Here is a 19,998-nt window from a genome sequence, read left to right on the forward strand (position 1 = left end):
TAGATTCGTTTTCAATCCATCACCGGGATACCGGCCCTCTCCTCCGCCTGACGGGCGATGGCCTCCGTCATCCCCTGGAAGATGAAGAGGTGGAACGGCAGCATGGCGAGCCAGTAGGCCAGTCCCCAGGCCCCCTGGGGGTGCCAGTGGGCCGTCACCCTGAGTCGGGTGAGCCCGGACTCCAGGGGCTGGATGTTGAACTCCAGCCGCCCGACGCCCGGGGCCTTCATGTTGAACAGCAGATCCAGCCTGCGCCCCTCGTCCACCCCGAGGATCTGCCAGGAGTCCAGCATGTCCCCCTTCACGAAGCGATCCGGGTTGGTGCGCCCCCGGGTCAGGGCCGGGCCGCCGATCAGGTGATCCATCCACTCCCGCACCACCCAGAGCTCGTTCATGTAGAAGTAGCGCTGCTCGCCCCCCAGCTGCTGCAACACCTGCCACACCACCTCGGGGGCGGCGAGGCAGTCGGCCTCCCCGCTCGCGGTGCGGTCGTAGAAGCCGTATTCGGGATGGCGCCAGCGCAGGCCGAGCGGCGTCTCCTCCCCCTGCTGCTCGGCGCCGAGCCTCTGCTCCAGGGCCAGGCTCTCCGTCAGCGCCTCGTCGAAGCTGAGCAGATGCTGGGGCAGCAGGGTGCGCAAGGGGCCGTCATCCGCCGGAATGTCGTGCTTGAGACCCCCTACCAGCGCCTTGGCGATGGGCTGGGGGACCGAGGTGGCGAATTGCAGCCACCAGGCGGAGAGGCGCGGGCTGAGAAACGGCAGCGGCACTATGGGGCAACGCTTGCCGATATGGGCGGCGAACTTCTGCAACTGCTGCTGGTAGCTGAGCAGCTCGGGACCGGCGGCGTTGAAGATCTGGCCGTCCACCCCCTGTGCCTCCACCAGCCCGACCAGATAGTGCAGCAGGTTGGAGAGGGCGATGGGGGGCGTGCGGGAGCGCACCCACTTGGGCGTCACCATCATCGGCAGGTTGAACACCAGATCCCGCATCACTTCGAACGCGGCCGAGCCGGGCCCGATGATGATGCCTGCCCGCAGCTCCACCGTGGGCACGCCGGCATCCCGGAACAGCTCGCCACAATAGCGGCGGGAGTTGAGGTGACGGCTGTTGCAGGGCTCGGGTTGGATGGCCCCCAGATAGATGATGCGCCGCACCCCGGCGGCACGGGCGGCGGCGGCGAAGTTCTTCACCCCCTGCTGCTCCAGCCGGTGAAAGCCGGCCCCCGCCCCCATGGCGTGCACCAGATAGAAGACGGTGTCGACCCCGACGAGCGCAGACGACAGGGTGGCGGGCTTGAGGCTGTCGGCGAGGCGGAACTCCACCCCCTCCGGCAGGCGGCAGGGGCGGCGCGCCCCGGCGATGACCCTGTACCCCAGCCCCTGCAGGTGGGGCACCAAGTAGGATCCTATGTACCCGGCCGCTCCCATCACCAGACATGTGCGCATCGACTCTTCTCCCTTGGTTGAGCCCACACCATAGGGCATAGCGAGGGATTACAGAACGCCGACCAATAAAAAAGGCGCCCGATGGGCGCCTTTTTCAGAATGCTTCAGAAGCAAGATTACTTCTTGGAGGTCAAGCCACCGAAACGCTTGTTGAACTTGTCTACGCGGCCGCCGCTAGAAACTTCTTTCTGCTTGCCGGTGTAGAAGGGGTGGCACTCGGAGCACACGTCCAGGTTCAGATCTTTACCGATGGTAGAGAAGGTGTTGATGACGTTACCGCAAGAGCACTTGGCGGTGATGGCTACGTAGTCAGGGTGGATACCAGCTTTCATGGACAACCTCAATTATCAGGCCGTGTCGCCATCCGATCTCTTGTCGGACACCACACGATTGTTGAACACAGTTTCAAAGGCTGCGAATAATATAGGAAATGCCTGAGTTCAGGCAAGTGGCTTCGCAGAAAAAATAGGCAACATCTGGTGAATTCTTCCCAACCCCTGGATCTGGTTCGTGTGGCCGTGCCGGTGCCGCTGCGCCGTCATTTCGACTATCTCTCCCCCCTGCCCTTGCCTGCCCCCGGCTGCCGGGTCGAGATCCCCTTCGGCCCCCAGACTCTGGTCGGTCTGGTGGTGGGTCACCCGACCGAGAGCCAGGTCCCCCGCAACAAATTAAAGCCCTTGAAGAGGGTGCTCGACAGCGCCCCCGTACTGGGGCCGGATATCCTGGCGCTGATGGCCTGGAGCGCCGGCTACTACCAGCATCCCCTGGGGGAGGTGCTGCCCCACGCCCTGCCGGTGCTGGTGCGCAAGGGGGAGCCCGCCGCCTATCGGGAGCTGGAGTTCTGGTTCGCCACCGAGGTGGGCATGGCGGTCGATCTCAACGAGCTCAAGCGGGCGGCCAAGCAGCAGCAGGCCCTCGCCTTGCTGCGCAAGGGGCCGCAGACCCCCTCCGCCCTCAAGCAGGAGGAGATCCAGAGCGCCGCACTCAGCGCACTGGAGAAGAAGGGGCTGCTGGAGAGGCGCTCGCTGGAGCCGAGCCATGAGGGTGACTGGGCCGCCCGCTTCGAGCCGGGGGAGGGGCTGCGCCTCAACGGCGAACAGGCGCTGGCGGTCTCTGCCGTCACCAGCCAGAGCGACAGGTTTGGCGCCTTCCTGCTGGATGGCATCACGGGATCTGGCAAGACCGAGGTTTATCTGAGCATCCTCGAGCCCCTGCTCAAGGCGGGCAAGCAGGCCCTGGTGATGGTGCCGGAGATAGGCCTCACCCCGCAGACCATCAACCGCTTTCGCCGCCGCTTCAACGTGCCCGTGGTGGCGATGAACTCGGCCATGAACGATCGGGAGCGGCTCGATGCCTGGCTCGCCTGCCGCGACGGGGGCGCCGCCATCCTGATCGGCACCCGCTCCGCCGTGTTCACCCCGTTTCACGACCTCGGCATCATCATCATCGACGAGGAGCACGACGGCTCCTTCAAGCAACAGGACGGCTTTCGCTACCACGCGCGGGATCTGGCGGTGATGCGCGCCCATCGCGCCGGCATCCCCATCCTGCTCGGCTCGGCCACCCCGTCGCTGGAGACGCTGCACAACGCCCGCACCGGCAAGTATCACCACCTCAGCCTGACCCGGCGCGCCGGCAACGCCCAGACCGCCCGCCAGGTGATCCTGGACATCAAGAACGTGCGGTTGCAGGCCGGCCTCTCCCCCCAGCTGGAGCAGCTGATGGCGGAGCATCTGGCGGCCGGCAACCAGGTGATGCTGTTCCTCAACCGCCGCGGCTATGCCCCGGCCCTCATCTGTCACCAGTGCGGCTGGAGCGCCGCCTGCGAGCGCTGCGACGCCTGGTACACTTGGCACCAGGCCGGGCGACGGCTGCACTGCCACCACTGCGACAGCGTGCGCCCCCTGCCCCATCACTGCCCCGAGTGCGGCAGCAGCGAGCTGATCGGCTCAGGGGTCGGCACAGAACAGCTGGAGCAGCTGCTTGGCACCGTTTTCCCGCAATATCCAGTGGTGCGCATCGACCGGGACAACACCCGGCGCAAGGGGGAGCTGGAGACCCACCTCGGCGACATCAAGGCGGGCAAGTACAAGATCCTGATCGGCACCCAGATGCTGGCCAAGGGCCACCACTTCCCGGACGTCACGCTGGTCGGGCTGCTGGATGTGGATGGCGCCCTGTTCAGCGCCGATTTTCGCGCCGCCGAGAAGCTGGCTCAGCTCTACACCCAGGTGGCTGGCCGCGCTGGTCGCGCCAGCAAACCCGGGTTGGTGGTGCTGCAGAGCCACCATCCGGAGCATGCCCTGCTGCAGGATCTGACCCAGAACGGTTACGGCCACTTCGCCGATACGGCGCTGAAAGAGCGCCGCCTGCTGGGGCTGCCCCCGTTCAGCCATCAGGGGCTGTTTCGGGCCGAGGCCAACGGCCGCGACGAGGTGCAGCTATTCCTCGTCCGGCTTGCCGATACCCTGCGCAGCGCCCGTTACCCTCAGGTGCAGGTGCTGGGGCCCATCAGCGGCTTTATGGAGCGCAAGGCGGGTAAATTCCGTATGCAGCTGCTGGTGCAGGGGCCGAGCCGGGCCCCGCTTGCCCAGCTGCTGGACTGGGCGGTGAAAGAGCTGGAGGCCTGGCCCGAGACCAAGAAGGTGCGCTGGAGTCTGGATATCGACCCCACCGAGCTGAACTAGGGCCCCTCTGTCAGCACCGCGTGCGCCAGCCCCCTGGCCTGTTCCAGGGCCAGGGGCTGCTGATAGCTGTGGGCCATCACCACGGCCCCCTCCAGCAGCAGGCACAGGCCCATCGCCTGCGCTGCGGTGCACGCGAGCGCCTCCCTGACCCAGAGCAGCAGGGCCTGCTTGTGCGCTACCACCAGCTTGCGCACCGGGTGGCGCGGATCGGAGAACTCGGCGCTGGCGTTGATGAAGTTGCAGCCGTAGAAGTCGCTGCGGCCAAACCAGTCGGCAAAGCCGTCGAACAGCGCCTGCAGCCTGGCCTCCTGGCCAGAGACCCCCTCCATCCTGGCGTCGAGCAGGGCAAAAAATTCCGTATCCCGCGCCATCAGCACGGCCTCGATCAGGGCGTCCTTGGTGGGGAAGTGGCGATACAGGGTGCGCTTGGTGCTGCCCGCCTCGGCCCAGATGCGATCGATGCCGGTGGCGTGAAAGCCGTGGCGGTTGAACAGCCGATAGGCCGTCGTCATCAGTTGCTGGCGTTTCTCACTCACCTCGATGTCCCCCTTGAAGTACACCGATCTGTCTACCTAATGTCACCATCAGGGTCAAGAGACCCTTCATCCACGAGGAGACAGAGATGGAGATGCAACGATGGAGAGCGGCCATGCTGGCCGGGGCGGGCGCCAGCACGGCCATCGCCGTGCTCGGCTGGCTGGATCTGGGCTGGCAGTGGAGCCTGCTGATGGCACCGTTCGGGGCGAGCTGCGTGCTGCTCTTTTCCCTGCCGGACAGCCCGCTGGCCCGACCGCAGAACGTGCTGGGAGGGCATCTGCTCTCGGCGATCCTGGGGTTGCTGGTGCAGCTGCTGCCCCTGCCCATGGAGATCAAGCTGGCCCTGGGGGTCGGCCTCGCCGTCGCCCTCATGCAGGGCCTGGGAGTGATCCATCCCCCCGCCGGCGCCAATCCGCTGGTGGTACTGCTCACCGCGCAATCCTGGCCCTTCCTCTGGCAGACGGTGCTGCCCGGTGCCCTGCTCCTGATCCTCATGGCGCGCGGCGCCAGCTGGATGAAGCAGTGGCCGCTGCGGGCCCCATGATCGACGAGGGGGCCCTGGGGCCCCCTCGTCGTTGTCACCGCCCGGTGGTCAGGGCCTATTCGGCGACCTGAGACACCCCGGTCAGACGCACCTCGACCCGGCGATCCGGTGCCAGACAGGCGATCATCTGCGCCTTGGCGCCGTCCGGGCAGCTGCCCCCGGTCACCGGCGAGGACTCGCCGCGCCCCTCGGCACGCACCTTGTCCGCAAACAGCCCCTTGGCGATCAGGTAGTCCGCCACGGTGCGGGCACGCTGCTCGGAGAGCGTCTGGTTGTAGGCATCGGACCCCAGCCGATCGGTATGACCGATCACCGTCGCCACCCCGTCCTTCGGATTGGCGGCCAGGATATCGGCAAACAGCTTGTCGAGGGCCTGGCTCGCGGCCGGCTTCAGGGTCGCCTTGTTGAATTCGAACAGCACGTCGGAATCCAGGCTGAACTGCTTCTCTACCAGCACGGGCGCCGGGGCCGGTTCAGGGGCCGGCGTCGGTGCCACCGGCTCGTCACCCACCTGGCCGAAGCGGTAGAGCATGCCGACCGACAGCAGGCCGTTGTCCATCTCAATGCCTGACTCATCCAGCGACGTTTTACCAAGAGGAGTGGTGTACTGGTATTCGAGGCGGGCAGCCCAATCCTTGTCGATGGCATATTCCATCCCCAGTGCGCCGACAAAGGCAGCACCGTGATATTTGCCATCACCCGACAGGGAGATATTGCTCGTACCATCGTTGGCCCAGGCCTTAAGGGAACTATCGGTCCAGGCATAGGCACCTCCCAGACGGCCGTAGAGCTCCAACGCCTCGGTCGCCGGGAAGCCGATCTTCATGGTGGCCTGGATCATCTGGGCTTTGGCTTCTCCTTGCAGGCCGGTATCGACACCATTACCTGCAAAGTGTTGGTCTACCTCATACTTGCCGAGCCAGTCATAACCCAGCTCGACAGCGACATTCTGATTGACCTGATAACCAGCAAATACGCCTAGGCCGAGATCACTGTGATCTTTGCTCGGGTCAAAGATATCAACCAGCGCTTCGACCTGTTCGTCGTAATCAACCCCATAGAAATTGGACCAGCCGGCCTTGCCGCCGACATACCAGGTGTTGTCCTGGGCGGCGGCCTGCACCGTCCCCGTTGCCATCAGAGCGCCGATCAGGACGGCGAGCGTAGATCTGTTCATGGATGAGCCCCTGCAATGAATTGTTATGACGCGACTGCGCCTCTCTTCCCTGACGGGGCCCCGAACCCAAGCCCCGTATTCAGAGTATCCCATCTGCAACCAGCCTCAAACGACCAGGGACTCAGGAGTGTGATATTGGCGACATTATCGACAGTCATCCCCCCCATCCTCCGGGTGGGTCAGGCGGCTGCCCATAAAAAAACGAAGAGTCAGGCTCTTCGTTTTGGATCGAGTGATAATTGCCGTCACTGGCGGCTCTGGCTCGCCAGGAACAGCCGGTAGGCGGGATCCTCGCTCACCTCTTTCCAGCCGTAGCCAATCTTGTGCAGGTAGTCGTGGAAGGCCGCCACGTCTTCGTCCGGCAGCTCGAAGGCACACAGCACCCGGCCGTAGTCCGCACCGTGGTTGCGGTAGTGGAACAGGCTGATGTTCCAGCGACACCCCAGGGTCTCGAGGAAGCGCATCAGGGCCCCCGGCTGCTCCGGAAACTTGAAGCTGTAGAGCCGCTCACCGAGGGGCCGGGCCGGGCGGCCGCCAATCATGTAGCGCACGTGGTTCTTGGCCAGCTCGCTCTCGGTCATGTTGACCACCGGATAGCCGTTGCCCTCCAGCTGCTGCTGGATCTGGCCAAGCTCCTCATCGCCGCCGGTGAGGCGCACCGAGACAAACAGGGAGGCCTGCACCGCATCGGCGTAGCGGTAGTTGAACTCGGTCACCATGCGGGGGCCGAGTTGACGACAGAAGTCGAGGAAGGCCCCCTTGCGCTCGGGGATGGTCACCGCCAGCATGCCCTCGCGCTTCTCGCCGATCTCGCAGCGCTCCGACACGTAGCGCAGGCTGTGGAAGTTGACGTTGGCGCCGGAGAGGATGGCCGCCATGCGCCCGCCCTTTACCTGCTCCCGCTCGCTGTAGGCCTTGAGGCCCGCCAGGGACAGGGCGCCGGAGGGTTCGGCGATGGCGCGGCAGTCGTCGAAGATGTCCTTGAGCGCGGCGCAGATCTGGTCGTTGGAGACGGTCACCACCTCGTCCAGATACTGGTTGCACAGGCGGAAGGTCTCCTCGCCGATGCGCTTGACCGCCACCCCGTCCGCAAACAGGGAGACCCGCTCCAGGTTGACCGGTTCACCGGCCGCCAGCGCAGCCTTGAGGCAGGCGGAGCCCTCCGCCTCCACCCCGATCACCTTGACGTCCGGCAGCAGCTGCTTGATGTAGACCGCCACCCCGGCGGCCAGGCCGCCCCCCCCCACAGGCACGAAGACGTGGGTGAGGTGGGTGTCCTGCTCCAGCAGCTCCTTGCCGATGGTGCCCTGCCCGGCGATCACCTCGACGTCGTCAAACGGCGGGATCAGGGTGTAGCCCTCCAGCTCGGCGAGGCGGCGGCTCTCGCCGTAGGCCTCGTCGAAGCTGTTGCCAAACAGCAGCACGTTGCCGCCCTGACGGCGCACCGCGTCGATCTTGATGTCCGGCGTGGTCTGGGGCATCACGATGATCGCCTTGATGCCGAGCTTGGCCGCCGACAGGGCCACCCCCTGGGCGTGGTTGCCGGCGGAGGCGGCGATGACGCCGCGCTCCTTCTGCTCCTGGGTCAGGGTGGCGATCTTGTGGTAGGCGCCGCGCAGCTTGAAGGAGTGGACCGGTTGCAGATCCTCTCGCTTCAGGGCCACGTGGTTGCCGAGCCTGTCGGACAACTTCTTCAGGGTTTGCAAGGGGGTGACCCGCGCCGCCTCGTAGACGGGGGAGAGCAGCACCTTGCGTAGATAATCCGCCGCAGAGACCATGGTTTATTCCCCCAGCATCGAACGATCGCGCACCGCACCCTTGTCGGCACTGGTGGCGAACATGGCGTAGGCGCGCAGGGCAAAGGAGACCTGACGCTGACGATCGAGCGGCTTCCAGCCTCGGGCCTCGACGGCGATGCGGCGGGCAGCCAGCACGCTGTCGGCCACCTCCAGCACCATGCTGCGGGCCGGGATGTCGATGTTGATGATGTCCCCATCCTCCACCAGACCGATAGTGCCGCCGGAGGCCGCCTCCGGCGAGACGTGGCCGATGGAGAGACCCGAGGTACCGCCGGAGAAGCGGCCGTCGGTGATCAGCGCACACGCCTTGCCGAGACCCATGGATTTCAGATAGGTGGTGGGGTAGAGCATCTCCTGCATGCCCGGGCCCCCTTTCGGCCCTTCGTAGCGGATCACCACGACTTCGCCGGCCTTGACAGTGCCGTCCAGGATGCCGGTCACGGCGCTCTCCTGGCTCTCGAATACCCGGGCCGGGCCGCGGAAGGTGAGGTTCTCCTCGTCCACCCCGGCGGTCTTGACGATGGCCCCGTTCAGCGCCAGGTTGCCGGCGAGCACGGCGAGGCCCCCCTCCTGGCTGTAGGCGTGTTCGAAGGAGCGGATACAGCCCTCGGCGCGGTCCAGATCCAGCTCGGGCCAGCGGCAATCCTGGCTGAACGCCTTGGTGGTGCGGATCCCGGCCGGGCCGGCGCGGTAGAAGTCGTGCACGCCCTTGTCATCGCAGCGGCTGACGTCGTACACCTCAAGCAGTTCGCTGAGCGAGGTGCCGAGCACGTTGCGAGCGTCGCCGTGTACCAGGCCCGCCTTCTCCAGCTGGCCCAGGATGGCGACCACGCCGCCGGCACGGTGCACGTCTTCCATGTGGTACTTCTGGGTGGAGGGCGCCACCTTGCACAGCTGGGGCACCTTGCGGGACATGCGGTCGATGTCGGCCATGGTGAAGTCGACACCCGCCTCCTGCGCCGCCGCCAGCAGGTGCAGCACGGTATTGGTGGAACCGCCCATGGCGATATCGAGCGCCATGGCGTTCTCGAACGCAGCCTTGGTGGCGATGTTGCGCGGCAGGGCACTCGCATCATCTTGTTCATACCAGCGCTTGGCCAGGGTCACGATACGCTGGCCCGCCAGCTTGAACAGCTGCTCGCGATCCGCGTGGGTCGCCAGCAGGGAGCCGTTGCCCGGCTGGGACAAGCCCAGGGCCTCGGTCAGGCAGTTCATGGAGTTGGCGGTGAACATGCCGGAGCAGGAGCCGCAGGTAGGGCAGGCGCTACGTTCGATCTGGTCGCTCTGGGCGTCGGAGACCTTGGGATCGGCGCCCTGGATCATGGCGTCCACCAGATCCAGCTTGATGATCTGGTCGGAGAGCTTGGTCTTGCCCGCTTCCATGGGGCCGCCGGAGACGAAGATCACCGGGATGTTGATGCGCAGGGCGGCCATCAGCATCCCCGGGGTGATCTTGTCGCAGTTGGAGATGCAGACCATGGCGTCGGCGCAGTGGGCATTGACCATGTACTCCACCGAGTCGGCGATGAGTTCGCGGGACGGCAGGGAATAGAGCATGCCGCCGTGGCCCATGGCGATGCCGTCATCCACGGCGATGGTGTTGAACTCCTTGGCGACCCCGCCGGCGGCCTCGATCTCCCGGGCGACCAGCTGACCCAGATCCTTGAGGTGGACGTGACCCGGCACGAACTGGGTGAAGGAGTTGACCACGGCGATGATGGGCTTGCCGAAATCCTGATCGGTCATGCCGGTGGCACGCCAGAGGGCGCGGGCCCCGGCCATGTTACGTCCGTGGGTGGTGGTGGCGGATCTCAACTTCGGCATTGTCTCTACTCCCTGAATGCCCCTGGGGCGCATTGTCTTTCAACATGAATGTGTGATTCGCGGATCGGGAATCGATCCTGGTGAGGGCACCGCCGGGCGCCCTCACCGGAAGCGACTCGGGGAGGCGTATCGCCTCCCCGCGCACGTCAGTCCGCCACCGGGGTCAACCAGCCCCACTTGTCTTCGGTCTGGCCGTTGAACAGACCGAAGAAGGCGTTCTGCAACTGCTCGGTCACCGGGCCGCGGCAGCCAGCACCCACCTGCATCCGGTCCACGGAGCGCACCGGCGTCACCTCGGCCGCGGTACCGGTCATGAAGATCTCGTCCGCCACATAGAGCGCCTCGCGTGGCAGCGCCTGCTCGCGCACCTCATATCCCAAGTCACGTGCGAGGGTCATGATGGTGTCGCGGGTGATGCCGGGCAGGATAGCGGCGGTGGCGGGCGGGGTGAACAGCACGCCGTTCTTCACCAGGAAGAGGTTCTCCCCCGCCCCTTCGCTCAGGTAGCCATTCACGTCCAGCGCCAGCCCCTCGGCGAAGCCGTTGCGCCTGGCCTCGCGACTGATCAGCTGGGAGGAGAGATAGTTGCCGCCCGCCTTGGCGCCGGTGGGGATGGTGTTGGGAGCGAGCCGGTTCCAGGAGGTGACGCACACATCCACCCCGTTTTTCAGCCCCTCTTCGCCGAGATAGGCGCCCCACGGGATGGCCGCAACGATCACGTCGGCCTTGGCATCCTTGGGAGGATGCAGGCCAAGGCCCACGTTACCGATGAAAGCCAGCGGGCGCAGGTAGCCGCTTTTCAGGCCGTTCTCGCGTACCACGGTGCGGCAGGCTTCATTCACTTCGGCCTCGCTGTAGGGAACGTCCATCCAGTAGATCTTGGCGGAGTCGAACAGGCGGCGGGTGTGCTCCTGCAGGCGGAAGATGCAGGCGCCCTTGGGGGTATCGTAGGCACGCACCCCTTCAAACACCGAGGAGCCGTAGTGCAGGGCGTGGCTCATGACATGCACCTGGGCATCCTGCCAGGGGACCAGCTTGCCGTTGAACCAGATGAATTTGGGTTGGGTAGCGGATTGGGAAGGCTGTGACATTGGCTTGGCTCCTTAAGCGCTGATCCGGGGTTGCTGTTCCAGTGCATCGACCTGGGAGACATCCACCAGCTTGACCAGCTGGCTCCACAACTGCTGGATGGGACGTACCGACTCGACAGTAACCGTGATCCGCAGCTGTTGGCAATCCTGCTCCGCTCTCGTTTCCATAGTGAGGGCGCAGAGATTGAAGCCGCGGTGACGGACCACCCGCAGCACCCGTTCCATCACTTCGGGTCTGGGCTGGGCGTGGATGTGCAGAGTGTGCTGGTTGTGCTGGTTCATGGGCGTTGCTCCATCATCTTGTGGTTGGCGACTCCTGGGGGTACCAGGGGCCAGACATTTTCTTCCTCTGAAATGGCCACATGCAGCAGATAGGCCGTGTCGCTCGCCAGCAGGCGATCCAGTGCCGGGGCTATCTCCTCCTTGCATGTGATGGTCTCGCCCGGAATGCCGAAGGCGGCGGCCAGGGCGACGAAGTCGGGGTTGTCGGAAAGGATGGTCTCGCTGTAGCGGCCGTCGAAGAACAGCTCCTGCCACTGGCGCACCATGCCGAGGCGCTGGTTGTCCAGCAGCACCATCTTCACCTTGAGCTGGGCGCGGCGGATGGTGCCAAGCTCCTGCACGTTCATCATGAAGGAGCCGTCGCCGCTCACCAGCACCACCTCGTCTTCGGGGCGCGACATCTTGGCGCCGATGGCGGCGGGCAGGCCGAAGCCCATGGTGCCGAGACCGGCGCTGGAGAGGTGGTTGCGCGGGCTGGTGAAGCGCATGTGCTGGGCCACCCACATCTGGTGCTGGCCCACGTCGCAGGCGACCACGCTGGTGTCAGGCAGCCGGCTTGAAAGCTCTTTGAGCAGGGCCGGGGCGTAGATGGCCTGACCCGGATGGTCGTAACGGAAGGCGTACTCGCGGGCCATGGCGGCACAGTGCTCGCGCCAGGGCTCGATGGCCAGGGTCATGGCCAGGGCCGGCAGCACCCGCTTGAGATCCGTGGTGATGCCCACTTCGGCGGCGCGGCGTTTGCCAAACTCGGCGGCGTCCACGTCCAGATGGATCACCTTGGCCTCGGGGGCGAACTCCTCCAGCTTGCCGGTCACCCGATCATCGAAACGGGCGCCCACCACCACCAGCAGGTCGCACTGCTGCACCGCCAGGTTGGCGGCCTTGGTCCCGTGCATGCCGAGCATGCCCAGATAAACGGGGCTGTCGGAGTCGAGCGCACCTATCCCCTTGAGGGTGGTGACCGCCGGCATGCCGGTCGCGGCGGCAAAGTCGCGCAGCTGCTGCTCGGCGTTGGCCATGCCCACCCCGCCACCGACGTAGAGCACGGGGCGCTCGGCAGCGGCCAGCAGGGTACGGGCGACCATCAGCTCGGCCGGGTTGAGGGGCTCGGGATCCTCCACCGCAAACAGCGGGCTCTGGGCCGGCACCGCAGCCAGCTGCACATCCTTGGGCAGATCGATCAGCACGGGACCGGGGCGCCCTTCGCTGGCGATGGCGAAGGCCTCGGCAATCACCTGAGGCAAATCCGCCACGTCCGTCACCATAAAGGAGTGCTTGGTGCAGGAGAGGGACATGCCGAGCACGTCGACCTCCTGGAAGGCATCCGTGCCCACGGCGGCGCAGGGCACCTGGCCGCTGATGGCCACGAGCGGCACCGAGTCGAGCAGCGCCTCCGCCAGACCGGTCACCAGGTTGGTGGCGCCGGGGCCAGAAGTGGCGATACAGACCCCCACCTGGCCGGAGGCGCGGGCATAGCCGACGGCCGCCATGGCTGCCCCCTGTTCGTGGCGGCAGAGCTGATGGGCCAGACCGCCGTCATACAGGGCATCGTAGACCGGCATGATGGCTCCGCCCGGGTAACCAAACACCTGGGTCACACCCTGTTTCTTGAGAGCCTGTACCAAAAACTGCGCGCCGTTCATGTGGAAAATCCTGTCCTTTGGTCGAAAAAAAACCCCCGGGCCGTGAGGCTCGGGGGTCGCTTTGTTTCGTTCTGTCCGGTGGTGGGTCTATCCCTTGTTCCGTGCAGCCAAACGAGCCCCGAGCGGTGAGATAATAATCACCACTAGGACCACAATAATGCTGACGAAACGGGAGGCCATGCTCATAGTTACAACCGGAAATCCTGTGAAATGGGGGCGGTTTATGCCGCGAATGGCTATTAGAACTAGCACGGTGATTTTTATTGGGCAAGCACTTTTTACCTGACAAGACTCTGATTTTCCCTGTCAGTAAACACGCAATGCGGAACAAAAAACTAATAAAATACGGTTAACCAGCATATACATCAAACCAAGGACGGGATTTATGTCATTAGCTGTTGTTTATAGCCGTGCCAGCCTGGGGATAACGGCGCCGCAAGTCACGGTGGAGGTGCACCTCTCCAACGGCCTGCCCGCGTTCAACATGGTGGGTCTGCCGGAAACCTCGGTGAAGGAGTCGCGGGATCGGGTACGCAGCGCCCTGCTCAACGGCAACTTCGAGTTCCCGAGCAAACACATCACGGTCAATCTGGCTCCCGCCGATCTGCCCAAGGAGGGGGGCCGTTTCGATCTGGCCATCGCCATCGGCATTCTCGCTGCTTCCAAGCAGATACCGGCAAAATACCTGCTCGATCACGAATTTTTAGGGGAACTGGCTCTGACCGGCGAGATCCGCCCCGTGCTCGGTGTGCTGCCCGCCGTGCTCGCCTGCCGCGACGCAGGGCGCACCCTGCTGGTGCCGCGGGAAAACGGCCCGGAGGCTTCGCTCATCCAGGACGCCGAGGTACGCACCGCCCATCAGCTGCTGGCCGTTACCGCCTGGCTGGCGGGTCAGTACGAGCTGCCGCTGCCGGATCCCCAGAGCGCGGAAACCCTGCCCGACGTGCCGGATCTGCAGGACGTGATCGGCCAGTCCCAGGCGAAGCGGGCGCTGGAGATCGCCGCCGCCGGCAGCCACAACCTGCTGTTCATCGGCCCGCCCGGTACCGGCAAGAGCATGCTGGCCAGCCGATTGCCCGGCATTCTGCCGCCGCTCAGCGAACAGGAGGCGCAACAGACCGCCGCCATCCACTCTATCGGCGGCCTCACCCCGCGGGCCGGTCACTGGCACCACAGGCCCTATCGCACACCGCACCACAGCGCCTCGGCAGTGGCGCTGGTGGGCGGCGGCAGTCACCCGCGGCCCGGTGAAATATCCCTGGCCCACAACGGGGTGCTGTTTCTGGATGAACTGCCGGAGTTTGAACGCAAGGTGCTCGACTCCCTGCGCGAGCCGCTGGAGACGGGCCACATCACCATCAGCCGCGCCGCCCGCCAGGTGGACTTCCCCGCCCGCTTCCAGCTGGTCGGTGCCATGAACCCCAGCCCCTGCGGCCACTATGGCGATGGCCAGACCCGCTCCAGCCCGGATCAGGTGCTTCGCTACCTCGGCAAGCTCTCCGGCCCCTTCCTCGACCGATTCGATCTGACGGTGGAGGTGCCGCTCCTGCCCAAGGGGAGCCTGACCGGCAAGGCGCAGCGGGGGGAGCCGAGCCGGCAGATCCGCGAGCGGGTGCTGGCGGCAAGGGAGCGCATGATCGCGCGCAGCGGCAAGCTCAACAACCTGCTGGATAGCCGTGAAATCGAAGCCGTTTGCCGACTTTCACCGCCAGATGCCGAGTTTCTTGAGAACGCCATCCAGAAGCTGGGGCTCAGCATCCGGGCCTGGCACCGCATCCTGCGGGTCTCGCGCACCATCGCCGACCTCGCGGGGAGACCCGCCATCGAGCGGGAGCATCTCATCGAGGCGCTCGGCTATCGCGCCATGGATCGGCTGCTCTCGCGCCTGCGCAGCGGCCAGTGAGCGAGGGGCCAACCCCTCAAGCGGGGATGCCTTCCATGGTCTAGTCGTGCCTCGGCTGATATTATGGCCACTGATCTGACCACTTGGTTGCCATCCACCGACACGAAAACGGATTCCACCATGCCCAACAAGCTGATAGAGCGACTGCGCGGCAGCCTCTCGACCCTGCTCTATTTCATCAACACCCTGTTCTGGTTTGCTCCCGTCCTGCTGCTTGGCCTCATCAAGCTGCTGCTGCCCATCAAGGGGTGGCGCACCCTCTGCAACGCGCTGCTGGATGGCTGCGCCGGCTGTTGGATTGGTTTCAACAACCTGATCCAGAAAACCATCATCAGAACCCCTTTCGAGGTGGTCGGAGTGGACAAAGGGCGCCGGAATGAGTGGTATATGGTGATTGCCAACCATCAATCCTGGGTCGACATACTGGTACTGCAGCGGATTTTTAATCAAAAAATCCCCTTCCTGAAGTTTTTCCTCAAGAAAGAACTAATTTGGGTACCTTTTCTCGGTCTGGCATGGTGGGCACTCGACTTCCCCTTCATGCGACGTTATTCCCGCAAGTTCCTGGAAAAACACCCGCATCTGAAGGGAAAAGACATAGAGACCACGCGAAAGGCCTGTGCCAAATTCCGCCACATTCCGGTGAGCGTGATGAATTTCGTCGAGGGCACCCGCTTCACCGCCAGCAAGCACGACAAACAGGGCGCTCCCTATCGTCACCTGCTGCACCCGAGGGCGGGTGGCGTCGCCTTCACCCTGGCGGCCATGGGGGATCAGCTGCACAAACTGGTGGATGTCACCATCGCCTATCCAGGCGGCATCCCCAGCTACTGGGACTTCATGTGCGGTCGAGTGAGGGAGATCAAGGTTCGGGTCCGCTTTCTGCCGATCGAACGCAATCTGGTGGGGGATTACTTCAATGACCCCGAGTTCCAACAAGAGTTTCAGCAGTGGCTGAACGGGATCTGGTGCGAGAAAGACCAGACCCTGGGCCAGTTACTGGCGGACAAGACGCAGTAAGACACTCATGCTAAGCCTGCTCCCCGGCCCCCTGGTGCTGCTCATCAGCGCCGGCCTGACCATACTGTTTACCGCCCTGTGCGCCAGCCTGATCCTGCTGGTGTCCCTGGCCAAGCTGCTGCTCCCCGTGCCGGCCTTCGGTCGCGCCTGCAGCCGCCTCAACAACCGTTTCATGCGCCTGTGGCTGGCCTGCAACGCCCTGGTGATCCGCCTCACCACCCGCATCGACTGGCAGGTGGAGGACGACACCCGGCTGCGCAAGGATGGCTGGTATCTCATCATCAGCAACCACCTGAGCTGGACCGACATCGTCGTGCTGGGCCATCTCTTCCGCGACCGGCTGCCGGTGCCCAAGTTCTTCATGAAGCACGAGCTCATCTACATCCCGCTGCTGGGGCTCGCCTGCTGGGGGCTGGACATGCCCTTTATGCGCCGCTATTCGAGAGAGTTTCTGCTGCGCAATCCGCACCTGCGGGGCAAGGACATCGAGACCACCCGCAACGCCTGCGAGAAGTTTCGCCACATCCCCACCACCGTCATCAACTTCGTGGAGGGGACCCGCTTCACCGAACAGAAGCGTGACGCCTCCCGCTCCCGCTTTCGCCACCTGATGCCCCCCAAGGCGGCCGGGCTAGCCTTCACCCTGGCGGCCATGGGGGAGCAGTTCGACAGCCTGATCAACGTCACCATCAGCTATCCGGACAACGTCGAAACCCCCTTCAAGGACTTCCTGATGGGGCGGATGAAGCGCATCCGGGTGCGGATCGAGGAGCTGCCGGTGGACGAGCAGCTGGTGGGGGATTACTTCAATGACAAGCAGTTCAAGCGCGGCTTCCAGGAGTGGCTGAACCAGCGCTGGCAGGAGAAGGACGCCGTGCTGGCGCAGTGGCAGGCGGCCGATGCGGCGGCTCAGACCGAGCCGCAGGCAGCCGAGGCGAGCGCCGAGGCCAGCTCGGGCAGCTGATCCTCGCTGAACACGGCGATGCCGTGGCGGCGCAGCAGGGCGGTGGTCTTGCCCTCTCCCGCCACCGAGACCCCTTCGAAGCGGCCGTTGTAGATACGGCCGCTGCCGCAGGAGGGGCTCCCTTCTTTCAACAGGGCGAAGCGAATGCCCTGCTGCTGGCAGAGCGCCAGCGCCAGGGCGGCGCCGCGATCGAACTCGGTCGTCACATCCAGCCCGCTTTCGGTGACCACAGACTCCCCCTGCCGCTCGGCGGGCGGCCGCGGGGTCGGTAGCCCCCCCGCCACCTCGGGACAGAAGGTCAGCACCCGCCCCTCGGCGCCCAACTCGGCCAGCCAGTCGCTGACGATCCCCTTGCTCCGGCCGTCGTAACGCACTGGCTGACCCAGCAAACACGCGCTCACCAGCACCTTGGTCACGCAGACATCCTTCATGCTTCCGCTCCATTCATCACCTGGTCGAACATCACGCAACAGGGGTTCTCCAGCCGGTAGAGGATGGCGGGCCGCTGCTTGCCGGTGCGCTTGCGGCCGGTGTCCGTCAGGATGTCGGCCCGGTGGATCCGCTTGCGAAACGCCGCCGTGTTCATGGGGGTCTGCAGGATGATCTCGAAGGCGCGCTGCACCTCGGAGAGGGTGAACTCCGTCCCCAGCAGGTGCAGCGGAAGGGTGCTGTAACGGCTCTTGATGCGCAGCCGCTCCAGCCCCATGGCGATGAGCTGGGGATGGTCGAAGGCGAGTTGCAGGCCGGGCAAATCATCCAGGGGGTGCCAGCAGCCGCGCACGGCGCCGGCCTCGGGTTCCGCCAGGCACAGGTAGACGAGGGTGGTGGACCAGCCCCGGGGATCCCGCTCCAGGTTGCCGAGGGTGCAGACCTGCTCGCTGTAGCACTGCGCCAGCCCCCATTGCGCCAGCAGGCGGTGGCGGGCAGCATCCAGATCCCGATCCCGGGTCTCGTCGATGCGCAGGGCCGGCAGCTGCCAGCAGTGGGCAAAGGGGGGGCGATCCCGGGTTTCGAGGAGCAGTTCGAGCCGCTCCTCGCGCAACCGCAGCACCACCATATCCAGACTCATTCTCGGCATCCTGGTCGACCTGCTCGCCTTCTAATAATGTTTGGTAGATAATATCACAAGAATATTATGTGCAGGAGTCACCCATGGGAACCATCGCCAGCCTGGATATTGATGCGCAGAAGGGGTTTACTCCGCTCTGTCCGAACGAGCTGCCCGTCGCAGGCGGGGATGACATAGTGGCGGCACTCAACACCCAGGCCGCCCTCGCCACCCTGCGAGTCGGCAGCAAGGACGCCCACCCCGCGAACGCAGCCTGGGTCGTGAGCGAGTCGGCCGCCATGCTGCAACCGCTGGATCTGCCCAACGCCGACCTCACCTGGCCGGCCCATTGCGTGCCGGGCACCCCTGGCTTCGAGCTGCTCGACGGCCTGCCCGCCCCCATCGACTACGACTTCTTCGTCTGGAAAGGGGTCGAGCCGGATCTGCACCCCTATGGCGCCTGCTACCACGACCTCGCCGAGCGTCGCAGCACCGGGCTCATCGAGTTCCTGCAGGCCCGCGGCGTCGCGACCGTGCTGGTCGGCGGCCTCGCCACCGACTACTGCGTCAAGACCAGCGTGCTGCAACTGCGCCGCGCCGGCTTCCGGGTCATCGTCCACCTCGATGCCTGTCGCGGCATCGCCCCCGAGACGATCGCCCAGGCCCGCGCCCAGATGATCGAGGCCGGCGCCGAGCTGGCCCAGACCCTGGCCGATGTACAACGCCTGCTGGACGCCTGATATGCCCCCGATTCTCAACAGCCTGCTCTACACCGATGCCTGCACACTACCTATGCGGCAGGGGCGTGCCATCATGCTCACCCGTCTGCGAGGAGTCTGATATGCCTCCTATTCTCAACAGCCTGCTCGACACCGATGCCTACAAGCTGCACATGCAGCAGGCGGTGTTCCATCGCTACCCGGATGCCGAGGTGGTGGCCGAATTCCACAGCCGCAACGAAGAGGATCTGCTGCCCATGATGGGCCAGATCGAGGAGCAGCTGCGCCTCGCCGGCTCCCTGCGGCTGACCCGACCCGAGCTCGATTTTCTGGCCGAGCGCCCCTTCTTTACCCCGGATTATCTGGATCACCTGCGCCGCAAGCCGCTGGATGCCTCCCTGCTCAAGGTGTTCGAGCAGGATGGCCGCATCAATGTGCGGGTCGAAGGGCCCTGGCAGGACGTCATCCTGTGGGAGATCCCGGTGCTCGCCATCATCAGCGAGATGCGCAACCGCTTCCGCTACCCCCAGTTCGGCGTCAGCCAGGCGCTGGAGCGGCTCGACCAGAAGATCGACAGGCTGGAACGGGAGCTGAGCCGGGAGGAGATGACCGAGTTCAACCTCATCGACTTCGGCACCCGCCGCCGCTTCTCCCATGCGGTGCAGGATGCCGTGGTGGGCCGCCTCGAGGATCGGCTGCCGGCGTTTCGCGGCACCAGCAACTACCAGCTGGCCCAGAAATACCGGCTGCCGGCGGTGGGCACCCAGGCCCACGAGTGGTTCCAGGCTCACCAGCAACTCGGCTTCCCGCTGGAACTCAGCCAGCGCGCGGCCCTCACCAGCTGGCTGGACGAGTTCACCAACCACCTAGGCATCGCCCTGACCGACTGCATCACCATGGATGCCTTCCTGCGCGACTTCGACTTCGAGCTGGCGAGCCGCTACCAGGGGTTGCGTCACGACTCCGGTGACCCCGTGGTCTGGGGCGAGAAGGCCATCAGCCACTACCAGCGCCTCGGCATCGATCCCGCCACCAAGACGCTGGTCTTCTCCGACGGCCTCGACCTCGACAAGGCAGTCCGGCTGTTCCGCCACTTCCGCGGTCACATCAACACCAGCTTCGGCATCGGCACCAAGCTCACCTGCGATCTGCCTGGGGTCACCCCGATGAACATCGTCTTCAAGCTGATGGAGTGCAATGGCGGCCCGGTCGCCAAGATCTCCGACAGCCCGGGCAAGACCCTGTGCCGGGACGCGGACTTCATCCGCAACCTCAAGCAGGCCTTCCACGTCGGGGTATAAGACGCCTTTTTGAG

The 19,998-nt window shown here is 65.0% G+C and carries 18 protein-coding genes; 7 read left to right on the forward strand and 11 right to left on the reverse strand.

The window, feature by feature from the left end; translation table 11 throughout:
- Nucleotides 1–11 precede the first annotated feature (11 nt).
- Nucleotides 12–1,445, reverse strand: a complete 1,434-nt coding sequence (locus J9885_RS12330; RefSeq protein WP_210549624.1) for a DUF2867 domain-containing protein — start codon at nt 1,443–1,445, stop codon at nt 12–14.
- Nucleotides 1,446–1,561: 116 nt separating this feature from the next.
- A complete protein-coding gene (gene rpmE / locus J9885_RS12335) occupies nt 1,562–1,777 on the reverse strand; it encodes a 50S ribosomal protein L31 (protein WP_010676078.1) in 216 nt (71 codons plus the stop codon).
- A 147-nt stretch (nt 1,778–1,924) separates the two neighbouring features.
- Here rpmE and priA point away from each other — a divergent pair, with 147 nt between their 5' ends.
- On the forward strand, nt 1,925–4,132 hold the full coding sequence (priA, locus tag J9885_RS12340) for a primosomal protein N' (protein ID WP_210549625.1): 2,208 nt from the start codon (nt 1,925–1,927) through the stop codon (nt 4,130–4,132).
- Here the strand turns inward: priA and J9885_RS12345 are convergent.
- Nucleotides 4,129–4,668 carry a TetR/AcrR family transcriptional regulator gene (locus J9885_RS12345; protein ID WP_210549626.1) on the reverse strand — a complete coding sequence of 180 codons (540 nt, stop codon included), beginning with the start codon at nt 4,666–4,668 and terminating at the stop codon, nt 4,129–4,131. The two genes, priA and J9885_RS12345, sit on opposite strands and share 4 nt — an antisense overlap.
- 149 nt (nt 4,669–4,817) lie before the next feature.
- Here J9885_RS12345 and J9885_RS12350 point away from each other — a divergent pair, with 149 nt between their 5' ends.
- Nucleotides 4,818–5,213: an HPP family protein gene (locus tag J9885_RS12350; RefSeq protein WP_210549658.1), complete on the forward strand. Its 396-nt coding sequence runs from the start codon at nt 4,818–4,820 to the stop codon at nt 5,211–5,213.
- Nucleotides 5,214–5,268: 55 nt separating this feature from the next.
- Here J9885_RS12350 and ompA read toward each other — a convergent pair whose 3' ends face one another.
- The 6 genes from ompA to ilvG all read right to left on the reverse strand — a co-directional run bounded on the left by ompA (nt 5,269) and on the right by ilvG (nt 13,029).
- Nucleotides 5,269–6,390 carry a porin OmpA gene (gene ompA, locus J9885_RS12355; RefSeq protein ID WP_210549627.1) on the reverse strand — a complete coding sequence of 374 codons (1,122 nt, stop codon included), beginning with the start codon at nt 6,388–6,390 and terminating at the stop codon, nt 5,269–5,271.
- 245 nt (nt 6,391–6,635) lie between these two features.
- A complete protein-coding gene (gene ilvA, locus J9885_RS12360) occupies nt 6,636–8,168 on the reverse strand; it encodes a threonine ammonia-lyase, biosynthetic (RefSeq protein WP_210549628.1) in 1,533 nt (510 codons plus the stop codon).
- Between the two features lie 3 nt (nt 8,169–8,171).
- A complete protein-coding gene (ilvD, locus tag J9885_RS12365; protein WP_128296669.1) occupies nt 8,172–10,013 on the reverse strand; it encodes a dihydroxy-acid dehydratase in 1,842 nt (613 codons plus the stop codon).
- Nucleotides 10,014–10,159: 146 nt separating this feature from the next.
- Nucleotides 10,160–11,104 carry a branched-chain amino acid transaminase gene (locus J9885_RS12370; protein ID WP_210549629.1) on the reverse strand — a complete coding sequence of 315 codons (945 nt, stop codon included), beginning with the start codon at nt 11,102–11,104 and terminating at the stop codon, nt 10,160–10,162.
- Between the two features lie 12 nt (nt 11,105–11,116).
- Nucleotides 11,117–11,386 (reverse strand): acetolactate synthase 2 small subunit, encoded by a 270-nt coding sequence (gene ilvM, locus J9885_RS12375; RefSeq protein WP_210549630.1) that lies wholly within the window; start codon nt 11,384–11,386, stop codon nt 11,117–11,119.
- Nucleotides 11,383–13,029: an acetolactate synthase 2 catalytic subunit gene (gene ilvG, locus J9885_RS12380; RefSeq protein ID WP_128296666.1), complete on the reverse strand. Its 1,647-nt coding sequence runs from the start codon at nt 13,027–13,029 to the stop codon at nt 11,383–11,385. Before ilvG ends, ilvM begins: the two co-directional genes overlap by 4 nt.
- 385 nt (nt 13,030–13,414) lie before the next feature.
- On the opposite strand from ilvG, the gene J9885_RS12385 reads away from it, so the two are divergent.
- From J9885_RS12385 to J9885_RS12395, 3 genes are all read left to right on the forward strand, one after another.
- Nucleotides 13,415–14,932, forward strand: a complete 1,518-nt coding sequence (locus J9885_RS12385) for a YifB family Mg chelatase-like AAA ATPase (protein ID WP_210549631.1) — start codon at nt 13,415–13,417, stop codon at nt 14,930–14,932.
- Between the two features lie 120 nt (nt 14,933–15,052).
- Nucleotides 15,053–15,952: an acyltransferase gene (locus J9885_RS12390; protein WP_134694222.1), complete on the forward strand. Its 900-nt coding sequence runs from the start codon at nt 15,053–15,055 to the stop codon at nt 15,950–15,952.
- Nucleotides 15,953–15,959: 7 nt separating this feature from the next.
- Entirely contained in the window at nt 15,960–16,916 is a 957-nt protein-coding gene (locus J9885_RS12395; RefSeq protein WP_210549632.1) for an acyltransferase, read from the forward strand.
- Here J9885_RS12395 and J9885_RS12400 read toward each other — a convergent pair.
- Together J9885_RS12400 and J9885_RS12405 are read right to left on the reverse strand one after the other, a co-directional pair.
- On the reverse strand, nt 16,862–17,347 hold the full coding sequence (locus J9885_RS12400) for a DUF523 domain-containing protein (protein ID WP_210549633.1): 486 nt from the start codon (nt 17,345–17,347) through the stop codon (nt 16,862–16,864). The genes J9885_RS12395 and J9885_RS12400 overlap by 55 nt on opposite strands.
- On the reverse strand, nt 17,344–17,994 hold the full coding sequence (locus J9885_RS12405; protein ID WP_210549634.1) for a DNA mismatch repair protein MutT: 651 nt from the start codon (nt 17,992–17,994) through the stop codon (nt 17,344–17,346). Before J9885_RS12405 ends, J9885_RS12400 begins: the two co-directional genes overlap by 4 nt.
- A 74-nt stretch (nt 17,995–18,068) precedes the next feature.
- Here J9885_RS12405 and J9885_RS12410 point away from each other — a divergent pair, with 74 nt between their 5' ends.
- Together J9885_RS12410 and pncB are read left to right on the forward strand one after the other, a co-directional pair.
- Nucleotides 18,069–18,704, forward strand: a complete 636-nt coding sequence (locus J9885_RS12410) for a nicotinamidase (RefSeq protein ID WP_210549635.1) — start codon at nt 18,069–18,071, stop codon at nt 18,702–18,704.
- A 101-nt stretch (nt 18,705–18,805) separates the two neighbouring features.
- Nucleotides 18,806–19,984, forward strand: a complete 1,179-nt coding sequence (gene pncB, locus J9885_RS12415; RefSeq protein WP_210549636.1) for a nicotinate phosphoribosyltransferase — start codon at nt 18,806–18,808, stop codon at nt 19,982–19,984.
- The last annotated feature ends 14 nt before the right edge of the window (nt 19,985–19,998 follow it).

Source organism: Aeromonas sp. SrichE-2G, from assembly GCF_017939565.1.
GTDB lineage: Bacteria > Pseudomonadota > Gammaproteobacteria > Enterobacterales > Aeromonadaceae > Aeromonas > Aeromonas taiwanensis.